16 protein-coding genes are annotated in these 15,300 nt (G+C 59.5%); 10 read left to right on the top strand and 6 right to left on the bottom strand.

The window, feature by feature from the left end; translation table 11 throughout:
- Positions 1-71: 71 nt before the first annotated feature.
- On the bottom strand, positions 72-464 hold the full coding sequence (locus AACS24_RS01780; protein WP_108572171.1) for an NUDIX hydrolase: 393 nt from the start codon (positions 462-464) through the stop codon (positions 72-74).
- Complete coding sequence (locus AACS24_RS01775) at positions 461-1,048, bottom strand: class IV adenylate cyclase (protein ID WP_108572170.1); 588 nt, start codon at positions 1,046-1,048, stop codon at positions 461-463. Before AACS24_RS01775 ends, AACS24_RS01780 begins: the two co-directional genes overlap by 4 nt.
- 505 nt (positions 1,049-1,553) lie before the next feature.
- Between AACS24_RS01775 and AACS24_RS01770 the strand changes: the two genes are divergently transcribed.
- Positions 1,554-2,399, top strand: coding sequence for a DUF5718 family protein (locus AACS24_RS01770; RefSeq protein WP_108572168.1), 846 nt, complete (start codon positions 1,554-1,556; stop codon positions 2,397-2,399).
- A gap of 58 nt (positions 2,400-2,457) precedes the next feature.
- On the top strand, positions 2,458-2,898 hold the full coding sequence (locus tag AACS24_RS01765) for an acetyltransferase (protein WP_108572167.1): 441 nt from the start codon (positions 2,458-2,460) through the stop codon (positions 2,896-2,898).
- A 71-nt stretch (positions 2,899-2,969) separates the two neighbouring features.
- On the opposite strand, the gene AACS24_RS01760 is transcribed toward AACS24_RS01765, so the two are convergent.
- From AACS24_RS01760 to AACS24_RS01750, 3 genes are all read right to left on the bottom strand, one after another.
- The gene (locus AACS24_RS01760) at positions 2,970-3,287 is read right to left on the bottom strand and encodes a DUF4377 domain-containing protein (protein WP_108572166.1); all 318 of its coding nucleotides are present in this window, start codon (positions 3,285-3,287) and stop codon (positions 2,970-2,972) included.
- 92 nt (positions 3,288-3,379) lie between these two features.
- The gene (locus AACS24_RS01755) at positions 3,380-4,666 is read right to left on the bottom strand and encodes a citrate synthase (RefSeq protein WP_108572165.1); all 1,287 of its coding nucleotides are present in this window, start codon (positions 4,664-4,666) and stop codon (positions 3,380-3,382) included.
- 180 nt (positions 4,667-4,846) lie between these two features.
- Entirely contained in the window at positions 4,847-5,035 is a 189-nt protein-coding gene (locus tag AACS24_RS01750; protein ID WP_146181447.1) for a hypothetical protein, read from the bottom strand.
- Positions 5,036-5,099: 64 nt separating this feature from the next.
- On the opposite strand from AACS24_RS01750, the gene sdhC reads away from it, so the two are divergent.
- The 8 genes from sdhC to sucD all read left to right on the top strand — a co-directional run bounded on the left by sdhC (position 5,100) and on the right by sucD (position 14,605).
- Positions 5,100-5,477: a succinate dehydrogenase cytochrome b556 subunit gene (gene sdhC / locus AACS24_RS01745; RefSeq protein WP_181364280.1), complete on the top strand. Its 378-nt coding sequence runs from the start codon at positions 5,100-5,102 to the stop codon at positions 5,475-5,477.
- The gene (gene sdhD, locus AACS24_RS01740) at positions 5,471-5,815 is read left to right on the top strand and encodes a succinate dehydrogenase, hydrophobic membrane anchor protein (protein WP_033116135.1); all 345 of its coding nucleotides are present in this window, start codon (positions 5,471-5,473) and stop codon (positions 5,813-5,815) included. The genes sdhC and sdhD overlap by 7 nt, the downstream gene beginning before the upstream one ends.
- 1 nt (position 5,816) lies before the next feature.
- Positions 5,817-7,583 (top strand): succinate dehydrogenase flavoprotein subunit, encoded by a 1,767-nt coding sequence (gene sdhA / locus AACS24_RS01735; RefSeq protein WP_108572163.1) that lies wholly within the window; start codon positions 5,817-5,819, stop codon positions 7,581-7,583.
- Positions 7,584-7,599: 16 nt separating this feature from the next.
- Positions 7,600-8,316, top strand: coding sequence for a succinate dehydrogenase iron-sulfur subunit (locus tag AACS24_RS01730; protein ID WP_041210304.1), 717 nt, complete (start codon positions 7,600-7,602; stop codon positions 8,314-8,316).
- Between the two features lie 114 nt (positions 8,317-8,430).
- Positions 8,431-11,241: a 2-oxoglutarate dehydrogenase E1 component gene (gene sucA, locus AACS24_RS01725; protein WP_108572162.1), complete on the top strand. Its 2,811-nt coding sequence runs from the start codon at positions 8,431-8,433 to the stop codon at positions 11,239-11,241.
- Positions 11,242-11,274: 33 nt separating this feature from the next.
- Positions 11,275-12,462 (top strand): 2-oxoglutarate dehydrogenase complex dihydrolipoyllysine-residue succinyltransferase, encoded by a 1,188-nt coding sequence (odhB, locus tag AACS24_RS01720; RefSeq protein WP_033116131.1) that lies wholly within the window; start codon positions 11,275-11,277, stop codon positions 12,460-12,462.
- 104 nt (positions 12,463-12,566) lie between these two features.
- On the top strand, positions 12,567-13,733 hold the full coding sequence (sucC, locus tag AACS24_RS01715) for an ADP-forming succinate--CoA ligase subunit beta (RefSeq protein WP_108572161.1): 1,167 nt from the start codon (positions 12,567-12,569) through the stop codon (positions 13,731-13,733).
- Positions 13,733-14,605 carry a succinate--CoA ligase subunit alpha gene (gene sucD / locus AACS24_RS01710; protein ID WP_005346088.1) on the top strand — a complete coding sequence of 291 codons (873 nt, stop codon included), beginning with the start codon at positions 13,733-13,735 and terminating at the stop codon, positions 14,603-14,605. The genes sucC and sucD overlap by 1 nt, the downstream gene beginning before the upstream one ends.
- A gap of 130 nt (positions 14,606-14,735) precedes the next feature.
- Here sucD and AACS24_RS01705 read toward each other — a convergent pair.
- Positions 14,736-15,300, bottom strand: a 565-nt coding sequence (locus AACS24_RS01705) for a hypothetical protein (protein ID WP_219927749.1), incomplete at its 5' end; no start/stop codon positions are given.

Here is a 15,300-nt window from a genome sequence, read left to right as displayed (position 1 = left end):
GTTTGAACGGTATCCTGCCTGCGGTTCAGCCACCGTGTGCTCGGGCCGTGATGCAAGGAGGCTGCGGCCAGTTAGCGGATCAGCCCCTGCTCCTTGAGCCAGCCAAAGAGCAGGCGGGAGACGGGGGAGATCTCGTCGAGATGGCTGCTGTCGAGCCAGCGCAGCTCGGCAATCTCGGCCGAGGCGACCGGGGTGCCGCTGACCTGGCCGGTGTAGCAGCGCAGCCGCACCTCGACCCCGGCCGGTTTGCCATCGGCCTGGGCGCTGAACTCGCAGGCAAAGCGCAGGGTATCGGGTTGCAGGGTGACGGCCAGCTCCTCGTCAATCTCGCGGATCAGGGCCGCTTCGTCGCTCTCGCCCGGCTCGCGCTTGCCGCCGGGGATGTAGTAGATGGCTTTGCCGTGGGAGCGGGCGCAGAGCAGTTGCTGATCCTTGAAGGTGAGCCAGGCGAGTTTGTCGATCATCGGGTTGAATCCTCTGGGTGTGTGGTGTGTGTTGCCTGCATGTGCTGGCTGCACAGGGTGCGGTAGGAGTGGGGCTCCTCCATCTCGGGAGCTAGCCCCAGCCGCGCAGCCAACGTGAGCAGCTGCTGGCGAAATTCAGGCAGGCGTGCCTCGTCATCGGTCATGATGGCCAGCTCGGCAAAATCGCCGATCCCGGTCAGATGATCCAGGGTGACGTGAAACGGGCCAAGGAAGTAGATGCTGCGCTGTTTGGTGATCTCGAGGACTTGCTGGTAGTTCATGGTCAAGAGCATGCTGGCAGCCTTGTCGGCATCGCTGATATTGACTGCTTCGCAGCGATCCGCCTCGGGCCCCTTGACGATCCAGAGCTGGATGCCGGAGGGCTCCATGGTGCGGATCGCCAGACTCTTGCCTGCGCGGGCAAGGGCATCGTCCGGGGTGTCGAAGTAGCGATCCCGCTCCAGATTGTCTTCCAGCATCACTTCTGGATTGAGGGCGAGCAGCGCCTTGAGGAAGGCGGGGCGATCTGCCAGCCGATATTTGAACTCGACTTCGAAGCGGCCCTGAAAGTGTGCCTGTGACATCAAGAAGATCTCTCTGTGAGTCTGTTTGGCAGGCAGCCTAGCAAAGTTGGTGCGCAGGCCAAAGAGAAGAAAGGGAGAAAGAGGTCGGAAGATGACCGCAGGGGGCTTGGCGGGCAGCCTGCGGGGCAGAGAGGGTCCAAACTGGTCACTATAAGTAAAATTTATGCTTTTGGGCTGAATGCCCTCGTTTTTGTTTATATCGATTGGTGAGCCCGGCTTTCCGCTGTTGCACCCTGTTTTTCGCTTCTCCGGGGCGTTGGCTGCTTGCTACAAGGCAGATCTGTTGCTGATGGCGACAAGATGACCGGCCGGGTGGCGGACGAGGTGGATGAGGTGACTGAAATGGCGCCAGGCGTCGCCAGTCGGGGCCAAAAAAGCGGGCTGGCGCACACCGCCGCAGGGCCGGACTGGGCGAAGGCGGGGGCCTTGTGGTTTAATCTTGCCACTTTAGCGGTAGTGGGCGACGGGCCTGCTACCTTGCGTTGGCAAGATGCAGGTGAGCAAGATGCAAGTGACAGCAGAGAGCAAGTTTATCGGACTCGGGGTAGCGGGCAATTTCGCCGGCCATCTGGAGCAGGCGGGTGAAGCGTCGGATTTCGTGGCCGTCGTGGTGCGCGATACCACGGCGCCCAAGGCGCTGTTCCCCTTCTTCGTGCCGGGCCATCCGGGTCAGCTCGGGGTGTTCCCGCTGAGCAATAACGCCATCTTCCTGCCGGAAGCGGCGGTCAGCGGTGACGAGAAGGTGCAGATTGAGCCGGAAGTGGCGCTCTGGTGCGAGCTGGAGTATGCGGGCAAGCAGGTGGTGGCGATCCATCCCCGTGCCTTTGGCGCCTATAACGACTGCTCCATCCGTCGTCCCAACGCCAAGAAGATCAGCGAGAAGAAGAACTGGGGCGAAGAGAGCAAGGGGTTGGCGGCCAATCTGCTGCAGCTCAGCGGTTTTGCCGCCGGCTGCGAGCTTGATGACTATCGCATCGCCTGCTATCTGGAGCGCGATGGCGAGCTGCACGCCTATGGGGTAGACAGCGCCGCCATCGACTACAGCTACTTCCACGGCAAGCTGCTCGACTGGGCCATCGACAAGTTCAACCATCAGCAGGATGAAGGGCCGGCGGAGCACATTCAGGGGCTGCTGGCGCAGGCGGGACATCCTCCCCACGCGCTCATCAGCATCGGTGCCACCCGTTATACCCCGTTTGGCGAGACCCACTTCCTCAAGCCTGGCGACACCTCCTGCGTGGTGGTCTATCCGGGCAGCCGCTACAGCGAAGCGGAGATCCGCGAGGCGATCCGTACCCGCAGCTTTGGTGCCGATGTGTCGGTGCTGCTGCAGGCGGTGCAGGCGCGCTAATCAGATTGGCCCGCGGGGAGGCCACAGCCATCCTGCGGGCTGCAACAAAGAGTCATTGATGAAGATTGATACTGCAACGCGGGCCGATTATCCGGCCCTGATCGCGCTGTGGGAGGCCTCGGTGCGGGCGACCCACCACTTCCTGCCCGAGGCCGAGATCCTCGCGCTCAAGCCCCTTATTCTGGAGCACTACTTCGATGCGGTGACACTGCACTGTGCCCGGACGGAGGAGGGGCGCATTGCCGGTTTTTGCGGGCTATGCGATGGCAAGATAGAGATGCTGTTTGTGGCGCCGGCGGTGCGCGGCAGTGGTGTGGGTCGCCGGCTGGTGGAACATGCCATCAGCCAGTGCGGCGCGACGCTGGTTGACGTCAACGAGCAGAATGAGCAGGCGGTGGGTTTCTACCAAAAGATGGGGTTCGCCGTGACGGGCCGCTCGCCGCTGGATGGTCAGGGTAAACCCTATCCCTTGCTCCATATGGTGTTGCCGCCGCGATAGTCGCTCCAGTGAAGCGACAGTGATAACAAACGGGGGATGGCCTGCGCCATCCCCCGTTTTTGATCCTGCCGTTACTTGCTGGCGACCTTGCTGACCACCTTGATCAGCTGGTAGCGCAGGGAGGAGGCATCCGCCGGCACGTTGGTGAGCTGCTCCTTGCTCACGGTGAGCTGGTAGCGGTAGCCCGGCTCGAACTGGAAACCCTCGATCTGCTGATAGAAAAGCGTCCAGGGCTGCTGCTCGTCGCTGCGCACCTGCATGCACTGCATTGGCCCGACCCCGACACAATCGACCAGCTGGCTGTTGATGTAGAGGGTCTCACCCTGTGGGGCCGTGGTGCCCTGACAGGCGGTGAGCAGCAGGGCGGCGCTGACAAGCAGAGGTTTCATGGGCACTCCTTCGAATTGAAAGGGGCATTAGAGCGATAAATAAAAAGGCGGTCAATGACCGCCTTTGTAACAAACCATGTCGACTCAAGCGCTTAGCGCTCGTCGATCGGGATGAACTTGCGCAGCGGTTCACCGATGTAGAGCTGGCGCGGGCGGCCGATCTTGCCATCCGGATCGGAGTGGAACTCGTTCCAGTGGGCGATCCAGCCGATGGTGCGGGAGATGGCGAAGATCACGGTGAACATGTTCATCGGGATGCCGATCGCCTTCATGATGATGCCGGAGTAGAAGTCCACGTTCGGGTAGAGCTTCTTGTCGACGAAGTAGGGGTCGGAGAGCGCAATGCGCTCCAGCTCCATGGCGACGTCGAGCAGCGGATCCTTGATCTGCAGCTCTTTAAGCACCTCGTGGCAGGTCTCGCGCATCACCTGGGCACGGGGGTCGTAGTTCTTGTAGACCCGGTGACCGAAGCCCATCAGACGGAACGAGTCGTTCTTGTCCTTGGCGCGTGCGATGTATTCGGGGATGCGATCCACCGAGCCGATCTCCTCCAGCATGCGCAGGCAGGCCTCGTTGGCACCACCGTGAGCCGGGCCCCACAGGGAGGCGATACCGGCCGCGATACAGGCAAACGGGTTGGCGCCGGAGGAGCCAGCCAGACGAACGGTCGAGGTAGAGGCGTTCTGCTCGTGATCAGCGTGCAGGGTGAAGATGCGATCCATGGCGCGCTCAACCACCGGGTTGACCTTGTACTCTTCGGTCGGCACCGCAAACATCATGTGCAGGAAGTTGCCGGCGTAGGAGAGGGCGTTGCGCGGTTGCATGAACGGCTGGCCGATGGAGTACTTGAAGCACATGGCGGCCAGGGTCGGCATCTTGGAGAGCAGGCGGAAGGCGCAGATCTCGCGATGCTGTTCGTTATTGATATCAAGGGCGTCGTGATAGAAAGCGGAGAGGGCACCCACCACGCCACACATGATGGCCATGGGGTGGGAGTCACGACGGAAGCCGCGGAAGAAGAAGGCGATCTGCTCGTGCACCATGGTGTGACGGGTCACGGTGCGCTGGAATTCGGCGAACTGGGCCTTGGTCGGTGCCTCGCCGTAGAGCAGGATGTAGCAGACTTCGAGGTAGTTGGACTCTTTGGCCAACTGGGCAATCGGGTAACCACGGTGCAGCAAGACACCCTGATCCCCGTCGATATAGGTAATGGCGGACTTGCAAGAACCGGTCGCCATGAAGCCCGGGTCAAAGGTGAAATACCCTTGCGCACCCAGCTTTCTGACATCAATGACATCCGGTCCGACTGTTCCGGAGAGGATCGGCAATTCAACCGGATCTTTCCCGGGCAGGTGTAGGGTGGCTATTTTATCAGCCATAGCACGTCTCCTTTGCTCTTTATAATTTGGTTCCAGTCCTACTCTATTACGACTTTTATGACGCTGGCAAAGGTTGTTACCCATACCGAGGTGGCTGGAGCGCCTTATTTGAAACAGAGTTCCCTATCAATGTCAATTTTGCTGGATGGCCATTAATTAAATGTTAAATAAAATATGCGATCAGGTTTGCGGTTTTGTGTTTTCTTTGTAGCTATTTGATTGTCTTCGGTTAAGCCCGCCGATATACTGCGCCACGTGGGTCATGGCTGCGGGTGTTTGAAACGCTTTGGCAAAGACTGATGTGAAACCGAAAACCGGATTTTTGGCTTTTTCAGAGTGTTTTGGTAACAAATAACCAACAATCACCATCCCGTGCCCTCAGAAACGAGTTAAAACAATAACTAACGTGCTCAATGGAGCTGAGTGGGCAAGCGTGAAAAACAAACAGAGACCGGTCAACCTCGACCTACAGACGATCAGCTTTCCTGTCACTGCCATTGCATCCATCTTGCACCGTGTATCAGGGGTAATCACCTTTGTTGCACTGGGCATCTTGCTGTGGATGCTTGGTACTTCACTCGCCTCTCCCGAAGGGTTTGAAACCGTGGTTGCCATCATGGACAACTTCCTGGTCAAACTCGTGCTGTGGGGGATCCTGACTGCGCTGGCATACCACATTGTGGGCGGCTTGCGTCATCTGGTTATGGATATGGGCTATTGGGAAGAGCTGGAATCCGGCAATCAGAGCGCCCGTGTGGCCTTCGTGATCACCGCGGTTCTGGCAATATTGGCGGGAGTGCTTGTATGGTAACCAATTCTGCAACCTTCGGGCGCAGCGGCGTACACGATTACATCCTGATCCGCGCCACCGCCCTCATCATGACCTGCTATGTCCTCTATCTGGTCGGTTTTGTCGCGTTCAACGACATCACCTACGAGGTGTGGACCGGCTTTTTCGCCAACACCTTCACCAAGGTCTTCACCCTGTTGGCTCTGCTGTGCGTATTGATCCATGCCTGGATCGGTCTATGGCAGGTGCTGACCGACTATATCAAGCCAGTGGGATTGCGCGGTGCGCTGCAGTTCGCGCTGGTCGTGGTGCTGTTTGTCTATCTGATGACGGGTTTCGTCGTGCTGTGGGGTGTGTAAGGTGACTATTCCAACTCGTGAATTTGATGCGGTCGTGATTGGTGCCGGTGGTGCCGGCATGCGCGCCGCGCTGCAGATTGCCCAGTCCGGCAAGAGCTGCGCTCTGTTGTCCAAGGTCTTCCCGACCCGTTCTCACACTGTCTCCGCCCAGGGCGGCATCACGGTTGCGCTGGGCAATGCCCACGACGACAACTGGCAGTGGCACATGTATGACACCGTAAAAGGCTCCGATTACATCGGTGATCAGGAAGCCATCGAGTACATGTGCAAGACCGGCCCCGAAGCCATCTATGAGCTGGAGAACATGGGCTTGCCCTTCTCCCGTTTCGACAATGGCACTGTCTACCAGCGTCCGTTTGGCGGTCAGTCCAAGAATTTCGGTGGCGAGCAGGCTGCCCGTACCGCTGCTGCGGCCGACCGTACCGGTCACGCCCTGCTGCACACCCTCTATCAGCAGAACGTCAAGAACAAGACCACCGTCTTCTCCGAGTGGTATGCGCTGGATCTGGTGAAGAACCAGGACGGCCACGTGGTGGGTTGTACCGCCATCGACATGGAGAGCGGTGAAGTCGTCTACTTCAAGGCCAAGGCCACCGTGCTGGCTACCGGCGGCGCCGGTCGCATCTACCAGTCCACCACCAACGCCCATATCAACACAGGTGACGGCGTCGGCATGGCGCTGCGTGCCGGGGTCGGCGTGCAGGACATGGAGATGTGGCAGTTCCACCCGACCGGCATCGCCGGGGCAGGGGTGCTGGTGACCGAAGGTTGCCGCGGTGAAGGCGGTTATCTGCTCAATAAAGATGGCGAGCGCTTCATGGAGCGTTATGCCCCCAACGCCAAGGATCTGGCCGGTCGCGACGTGGTGGCCCGCTCCATCATGATCGAGATCCGCGAAGGGCGTGGCTGCGACGGTCCCTGGGGCCCGCACATCAAGCTCAAGCTGGATCATCTCGGCAAAGAGGTACTGGAATCCCGTCTGCCTGGCATCTGCGAGCTCTCTCGCACCTTCGCTCACGTGGATCCGGTCAAAGAGCCGATCCCGATTATCCCGACCTGCCACTACATGATGGGTGGCGTGCCGACCAACGTGAATGGCCAGTGCCTGACTCAGGACAAGAACGGCAATGATGTGCCGGTAGTCGGTCTGTTTGCGGTGGGCGAGATTGCCTGTGTCTCGGTGCACGGCGCCAACCGTCTGGGCGGCAACTCCCTGCTGGATCTGGTGGTGTTCGGCCGAGCTGCCGGCATGCATCTGGTCAACACCCTGGGCGAGATGGATCACGGCCGCGATGCCTCCGAGTCGGATCTCGATGCCGCGCTGGCCCGCTTCAACCGCTGGGAAAATTGCCGTGACGGGGAAGACCCGGTGCAGATCCGCAAAGACCTGCAGCGCTGCATGCAGAACAACTTCTCCGTATTCCGCGAAGGTGCGGCGATGGCAGAAGGGCTGGCCGAGCTCAAGATTATCCGCGAGCGCCTCAAGTCAGCCCGTCTGGATGACACCTCCAAAGAGTTCAACACCCAGCGCATCGAGTGTCTGGAGCTGGACAACCTGATGGAGACGGCGTTTGCCACGGCGGTTGCCGCCAACTTCCGTACCGAGAGTCGCGGTGCTCACTGCCGCTTCGACTTCCCGGATCGCGACGATGAGAACTGGCTGTGCCACAGCCTCTATCACCCGGACACCGAGTCCATGACCCGTCGCGCTGTCAACATGTCACCCAAGACCCGTGAGGCGTTCCCGCCCAAGGTCCGGACTTACTGATTGCGGAGCCAGCCCTATGAACGTCACTTTCTCTGTCTACAGATACAATCCGGATGTTGATAACGTCCCCCATATGAAGGAATATCGTCTTGATATTCCTGAAGGTTCCGACATGATGGTGCTCGATGCACTGATCCAGTTGAAAGAGCTGGATCCCACACTCGCCTTCCGCCGCTCCTGCCGCGAAGGGGTCTGTGGATCTGACGGCATCAACATGAATGGCAAGAACGGTCTTGCCTGCATCACCCCGCTTTCCGATCTGCTGAAGAAGGGCAATAACGTGGTTATCCGCCCCTTGCCCGGCCTGCCGGTGATCCGGGATCTGGTGATCGACATGACCCAGTTCTACACCCAGTGGGAGAAGGTCAAACCCTTCCTCATCAATGAAGACAAATTGCCGCCCGTGCGTGAGCACCTGCAATCCCCCGAAGAGCGCGCCAAGCTGGATGGCCTGTACGAGTGCATTCTCTGTGCCTGCTGCTCCACTTCGTGCCCCTCCTTCTGGTGGAACCCCGACAAGTTCATCGGTCCGGCCGGGCTGCTTGCCGCCTACCGCTGGCTGGCTGACAGCCGCGATACCGCGACCACCGAGCGACTGGGTAATCTGGATGACGCCTTCAGCGTGTTCCGTTGCCACGGCATCATGAACTGCGTGAACGTCTGTCCGAAAGGCTTGAACCCGACCAAGGCGATTGGCCAGATCAAGTCGATGTTGCTCAATCGGGCTGTTTAGTATTCGGGCCGGCCAAGGTCGGCCCTGCTTCCGGACAGCCATCCCACCCGTGGCAGGATGGCTGTTTGAACCCTACAAGCTGCGTAGCAGTAACAAGAAGTACAAGGGATAGAAATGCATAACGGCGTGATGAAGGCCTGGTTGGAGTCATCTCACCTGGCTGGTGCGAATGCAAGCTACATTGAGGATTTGTACGAATCCTTCCTGGAAAATCCTGACTCCGTATCCGATGAGTGGCGCAGCCTGTTTAGCGAGCTGCCCCAGGTCAATGGCCATGCGGTTGAACAACCCCACTCCCAGGTCCGCGATTATTTCCGTCGTCTGGCCAAGGATCCCTCCCGTTACAGCGCGCCTGTCTCCGATCCGCAAGTGGATGCCAAGCAGGTGCGGGTACTGCAACTGATTAACGCGTTCCGTTTCCGTGGTCACCAGAATGCCAATCTGGACCCGCTCGGTCTGTGGCAGCGCGATACCGTCGCCGAACTGGATCCGGTATTCCACAACCTGCAGGGCGCAGACATGGAGGCCACCTTCAATGTGGGCTCCTACGCCATCGGTCGCGAGACCATGGTGCTCTCCGATCTCTACGCCTCGCTGAAGAAGACCTATTGCGGCTCCATCGGCGCCGACTACATGCACCTCACCTCGACCGAAGAGAAGCGCTGGCTGCAACAGCGTCTCGAATCCATTGAAGGGAAGGGGAGCTACACCCTCGAAGAGAAGACCCGCTTCCTCGACAACCTGACCGCCGCCGAAGGGTTGGAAAAATATCTGGGCGCCAAGTTCCCGGGGGCCAAGCGCTTCTCGCTGGAAGGTGGCGACGCCATGATCCCCATGCTCAAAGAGCTGATCCGTCGCGCCGGTGAGCAGGGCTGCAAAGAGGCTGTTATCGGCATGGCCCACCGCGGCCGTCTCAACGTGCTGATCAACGTGCTGGGCAAGCGTGCTCAGGACCTGTTCGACGAGTTTGCCGGCAAGCATGGCGAATCCTGGGGCACGGGCGATGTGAAGTACCACATGGGCTTCTCCTCCGACTTCGCCACCCCGGGCGGCAACGTCCATCTGGCACTCGCCTTCAACCCGTCCCACCTCGAGATCGTCAACCCGGTGGTCATCGGCTCGGTACGTGCCCGGATGGATCGTCGCGGTGACAAGGATGGCTCCAGCGTGCTGCCCATCACCATCCACGGTGACTCGGCCATGGCCGGTCAGGGCGTGGTGGCCGAAACCTTCAACATGTCTCTGACCCGTGCCTATGGCGTGGGCGGGACGGTGCGCATCGTCATCAACAACCAGGTTGGTTTCACCACCTCCTATCACCGTGACCTGCGCTCCACCGAATATTGCACCGACATCGCCAAGGCGGTGCAGGCACCGGTGCTGCACGTCAACGGTGACGACCCGGAAGCCGTGGTGCTGGTGACCCAGATTGCGCTGGATTATCGCAACACCTTCAAGCGCGACGTGGTGATCGAGCTGGTTTGCTACCGTCGTCACGGTCACAACGAAGCGGACGAGCCAAACGCGACTCAGCCCTTGATGTACCAGAAGATCAAGCAGCACCCGACCCCGCGCAAGATCTACGCCGATCAGCTGGTGGCCGAGGGAAGCATTGCCCAGGAGCAGGCGACAACGCTGGTCAACGAGTATCGCGAAGCGCTGGATCGCGGCGAGCGCGTAAGCAAAGAGTGGCGGCCGATGGAGCTGCACTCCGTCGACTGGACTCCTTATCTTGGCCACGACTGGAACATGGCCTATGACAGCACAGTGCCGATGGATCACCTCAAAGCCCTCGGCGAGCGGGTGAGCCAGTATCCGGCAACCCACGTGCTGCAGCGTCAGGTCGAGAAGATTTACGAAGACCGCCGTCTGATGGCCGCGGGCGAAAAGCTGGTGGATTGGGGCTTTGCCGAGACCCTGGCCTACGCCACCCTGGTGGACAAGGGGTCCCGCATCCGCTTTACCGGTGAAGACTCCGGCCGTGGCACCTTCTTCCACCGCCACGCCGTGCTGCACAACCAGACCGATGCCAGCACCTACACCCCGCTGTGCAACCTGCACGACGAACAGGGGCCGTTCGAGATTTACGACTCGGTACTGACCGAGAACGCGGTACTGGCCTTTGAATATGGCTACGCCAGCGCTGAGCCGGCCGGCCTCACCATCTGGGAAGCCCAGTTCGGTGACTTTGCCAACTGCGCTCAGGTGGTGGTCGACCAGTTCCTCTCCTCTGGCGAGCAGAAGTGGGGCCGGATGTGCGGCCTGACCATGCTGCTGCCGCACGGTTACGAGGGGCAGGGGCCGGAGCACTCCTCCGCCCGTCTGGAGCGTTATCTGCAGATGTGCGCCCAGCACAACATGCAGGTGTGCGTGCCCTCTACCCCGGCTCAGGTATTCCACATGCTGCGCCGTCAGGTGGTGCGCCCGATGCGCCGTCCGCTTATCGTGATGACGCCCAAATCCCTGCTGCGCCACCCGCTGGCGGTGAGCAAGCTCGAAGATCTGGCGGAAGGCACCTTCCAGAACGCCATTGGCGAGATCGACGCGCTGGATCCGAAAGCGGTCAAGCGGGTGGTCTTCTGCTCCGGCAAGGTCTATTACGACCTGCTCGACGCCCGTCGCAAGGCGGAGCAGAAGGATGTGGCGATCGTGCGGATCGAACAGCTCTACCCCTTCCCGGAAGAGGAAGTGCGCGCCATTCTGGCCGATTACAGCCACGTCACCGATTTTGTCTGGTGTCAGGAAGAGCCGCAAAACCAGGGCGCCTGGTACTGCACCCGTCACAACTACGATGACGTGCTGCCGACCGGAGCCACCCTGCGTTATGCCGGTCGCCCGGCGTCCGCCTCGCCGGCGGTTGGTTACATGTCCGTCCACGCCAAGCAGCAGAAAGCCTTGGTGGAAGATGCCCTTACTCTGGCCTAAGCCCTGAACAAGAAGTAACAAGGAACTGATTAGATGACTATCGAGATCAAGGTACCGGACCTGCCGGAATCAGTGGCGGATGCCACCATTGCCACCTGGCACAAGAAGCCGGGTGATCTGGTTGCCCGTGATGAAGTGCTGGTCGACATCGAAACCGACAAGGTGGTGCTGGAAGTGCCGGCACCGCAAGCTGGCGTGCTGGGCGACATCCTGCAGGCAGAGGGGGCGACCGTCCTCTCCCGCCAGCTGATCGCCACCATCAAGGCGGCTGCCGTGGCCGGTGAAGAGACCAAAGAGAAGCCGGCCGAAGCGGTTGCCGATGATGGCGCCGATGGCCTGAGCCCCTCCGTGCGTCGCCTGATCGGCGAGCACGACATCGATGTGGCCAAGCTGACCGGCACCGGCAAGGGCGGTCGCATCACCAAGGATGATGTGGAAGCCTACATCAAGGCGCTGAGCAAGCCTGCCGCAGCCGCTCCGGTGGCTGCTGCGCCGGTCGCACCGGTTGCCGCACTGGCCGGTCGCAGCGAGAAGCGGGTGCCGATGACCCGTCTGCGCAAGCGCATCGCCGAGCGTCTGCTGGAAGCGAAAAACACCACCGCCATGCTGACCACCTTCAACGAGGTCAACATGAAGCCCATCATGGATCTGCGCAAGCAGTACGGCGAGATCTTCGAGAAGAAGCACGGCATCAAGCTCGGCTTCATGTCCTTCTATGTGAAGGCGGTGGTGGAGTCCCTCAAGCGCTATCCGGAAGTGAACGCCGGGCTGGATGGTGACGACATCGTCTACCACAACTACTTCGACGTCAGCATCGCCGTCTCCACCCCCCGTGGTCTGGTGACGCCGGTACTGCGCGACTGCGACAACATGAGCCTGGCCGACATCGAGAAGGCCATCAAGGATCTGGCCGGCAAGGGCCGCGACGGCAAACTGACCGTGGATGAGCTGACTGGCGGCAACTTCACCATCACCAACGGTGGTGTGTTCGGCTCCCTGATGTCCACCCCGATCATCAACCCGCCCCAGAGCGCCATTCTGGGCATGCACAAGATCCAGGATCGCCCGATGGCCGTTGACGGCAAGGTCGAGATCCTGCCGATGATGTACCTGGCCCTCTCCTACGATCACCGTCTCATCGACGGGCGCGAATCGGTAGGCTTCCTGGTCTCCGTCAAGGAGCTCCTGGAAGATCCGACCCGCCTGCTGCTGGACGTCTGAGCAACCAACTGAAAGATAACGAGGGGCCCCCGAGGCCCCCACTCACAGGGGATTGAGAAACACGAGCCCCGGACGGAAATACCTACAACACGGATAGAGCATCTATGAATCTGCATGAATATCAGGCAAAACAGCTGTTTGCCGAGTATGGCCTGCCGGTCTCCGAAGGTTATGCCTGTGCTACCCCGCAGGAAGCGGCCGAAGCGGCCGACAAGATTGGCGGCAATACCTGGGTCGTTAAATGCCAGGTACACGCCGGTGGTCGCGGTAAAGCGGGCGGTGTGAAAGTGGCCAAGAGCAAGGATGAGATCCGTGCCTTCGCCCAGAACTGGCTGGGCAAGAATCTGGTGACCTACCAGACTGACGCCAACGGCCAGCCGGTCACCAAGATCCTGGTTGAATCCTGCACCGACATCGCCAAAGAGCTCTACCTGGGCGCCGTGGTTGACCGTGGCTCCCGTCGCGTGGTCTTCATGGCCTCGACCGAAGGTGGCGTGGACATCGAGAAGATCGCCCACGAAACCCCCCATCTGATCCACAAGGCCACCCTGGACCCGCTGGTTGGCCCGCAGCCCTATCAGGCGCGCGAGCTGGCCTTCAAACTGGGTCTGGTCGGCGATCAGATCAAACAGTTCACCAAGATCTTCTTGGGCTTGGGCCAGATGTTCCTGGATTGCGACTTCGCGCTGCTGGAGATCAACCCGCTGGTGATCACCGCGCAGGGCAACCTGCACTGCCTGGACGGCAAGATCAACATCGACGCCAACGCCCTCTATCGTCAGCCCAAGCTGCGCGAGATGCACGACCCGTCACAGGATGACCCCCGCGAAGCGCACGCTGCCCAGTGGGAGCTCAACTATGTGGCCCTCGATGGCAACATCGGCTGCATGGTCAACGGCGCGGGTCTGGCCATGGGCACCATGGACATCGTCAACCTGCACGGCGGCAAGCCGGCCAACTTCCTTGACGTCGGCGGCGGCGCCACCAAGGAGCGCGTGACCGAGGCGTTCAAGATCATCCTCTCCGACAGCAACGTCAAAGCGGTGTTGGTCAACATCTTTGGCGGCATCGTGCGCTGCGACATGATCGCGGAAGGCATCATCGGTGCGGTCAAGGAAGTGGGGGTCAAGGTGCCCGTCGTGGTCCGTCTGGAAGGCAACAACGCCGAGCTGGGTGGTATCAAGCTGGCCGAGAGCGGCCTCAACATCATTGCGGCCAAGAGTCTGACCGATGCCGCGCAGCAAGTCGTCAAAGCAGCGGAGGCCAACTGATGAGCGTACTGATCAACAAGGACACCCGAGTCATCTGCCAGGGTTTCACCGGCGGTCAGGGTACTTTCCACTCCGAGCAGGCGCTCTCCTACGGCACCCAGCTGGTCGGCGGCGTCTCCCCGGGCAAGGGCGGCACCACCCATCTGGGCCTGCCGGTGTTCAACACCGTCCGTGACGCAGTCGAAGCGACCGGTGCCACCGCCACCGTCATCTATGTGCCGGCACCGTTCTGCAAGGATGCGATCCTGGAAGCGATCGACGCGGGCATCAAGCTCATCGTCACCATCACCGAAGGCATCCCGACCCTGGATATGCTGGATGTGAAAGTGAAGCTGCAAGAGACCGGCGTGCGGATGATCGGCCCCAACTGCCCGGGTGTGATCACCCCGGGTGAGTGCAAGATCGGCATCATGCCGGGCCACATTCACAAGCCGGGCAAGGTGGGCATCGTCTCCCGCTCCGGCACCCTGACCTACGAAGCGGTCAAGCAGACCACTGACGAGGGCTTTGGCCAGTCCACCTGCGTCGGTATCGGTGGCGACCCCATCCCAGGCTCCAACTTTATCGATATTCTGGAGATGTTCCAGAACGACCCGCAGACCGAAGCGATCGTGATGATCGGCGAGATCGGCGGCAACGCCGAGGAAGACGCGGCCGCCTATATCAAGGCCCACGTCACCAAGCCGGTGGTCTCCTATATCGCCGGTGTTACCGCGCCTCCCGGCAAGCGGATGGGCCACGCTGGCGCCATCATCTCCGGCGGCAAGGGTACTGCCGCCGAGAAGTTTGCCGCGCTGGAAGATGCTGGCGTGAAAACCGTCCGCTCCCTGGCCGATATCGGCAAGGCTCTGCGCGAAGTAACCGGCTGGTAATTTTTGTTAGCCCGTTATCTCTAATAAAAATGCCGCCCGATGGGCGGCTTTTTTATTGTAATGGATAGGTTCTTCCTTATCGTAATCACGAATTTGCTTTTTGCGATTCGAACCTATAAGTCAATGCCAACTAGGATTGAGGTTTTTTAGGCTCTAATAAAGACTTTATCTTTCCTAATGAGTCAAGCGCTCCATCAAGTGTTTGATGAACAGGTGTCTTATCCCCATGCTTCTTATCTAATGTGTCTGATGCATTTTTTGATACGGCATCAATTGCCGCCTCAAGAAGTTTATTCATGAGTACAGGGGTTTCCTCACCTAATGCCTCAATTTGAGCTTTGAAGTTTTGGAATGACTTTGCCAAGGCTTCCTTATGTGCATACTCTTGTTGTAAACGTAATGCTTCACTTCTTCTTTTTGAAGAGAACAACGCCAGCCATATTACAGGTATAATGATAGGTGCTTTATATAAAATATTAGAGGCCAATGTCGTTAATTCTGGGATGTTATGAAACTTTATATAAAACCAACCAAGTTCTTGAGTCATTGATACAAGTGCGGTAAAAATTAAGCTGGCAATTGTACCGTAGAATATCATCGTGTTTTGAATAATCGGGCCATCAAAGCTGATTTTCATTTCTCTATATGCGCTTGCTAAACCAGCGCTAGTTGCACTGGGGAGTAAACTCTCTATT

It is taken from the genome of Aeromonas sp. HMWF016 (genome assembly GCF_963878195.1).
Lineage (GTDB): Bacteria > Pseudomonadota > Gammaproteobacteria > Enterobacterales > Aeromonadaceae > Aeromonas > Aeromonas lacus.
The sequence above is the reverse complement of the archived record's forward strand: the minus strand, read 5'-3'. Positions and strand labels throughout refer to the sequence as shown.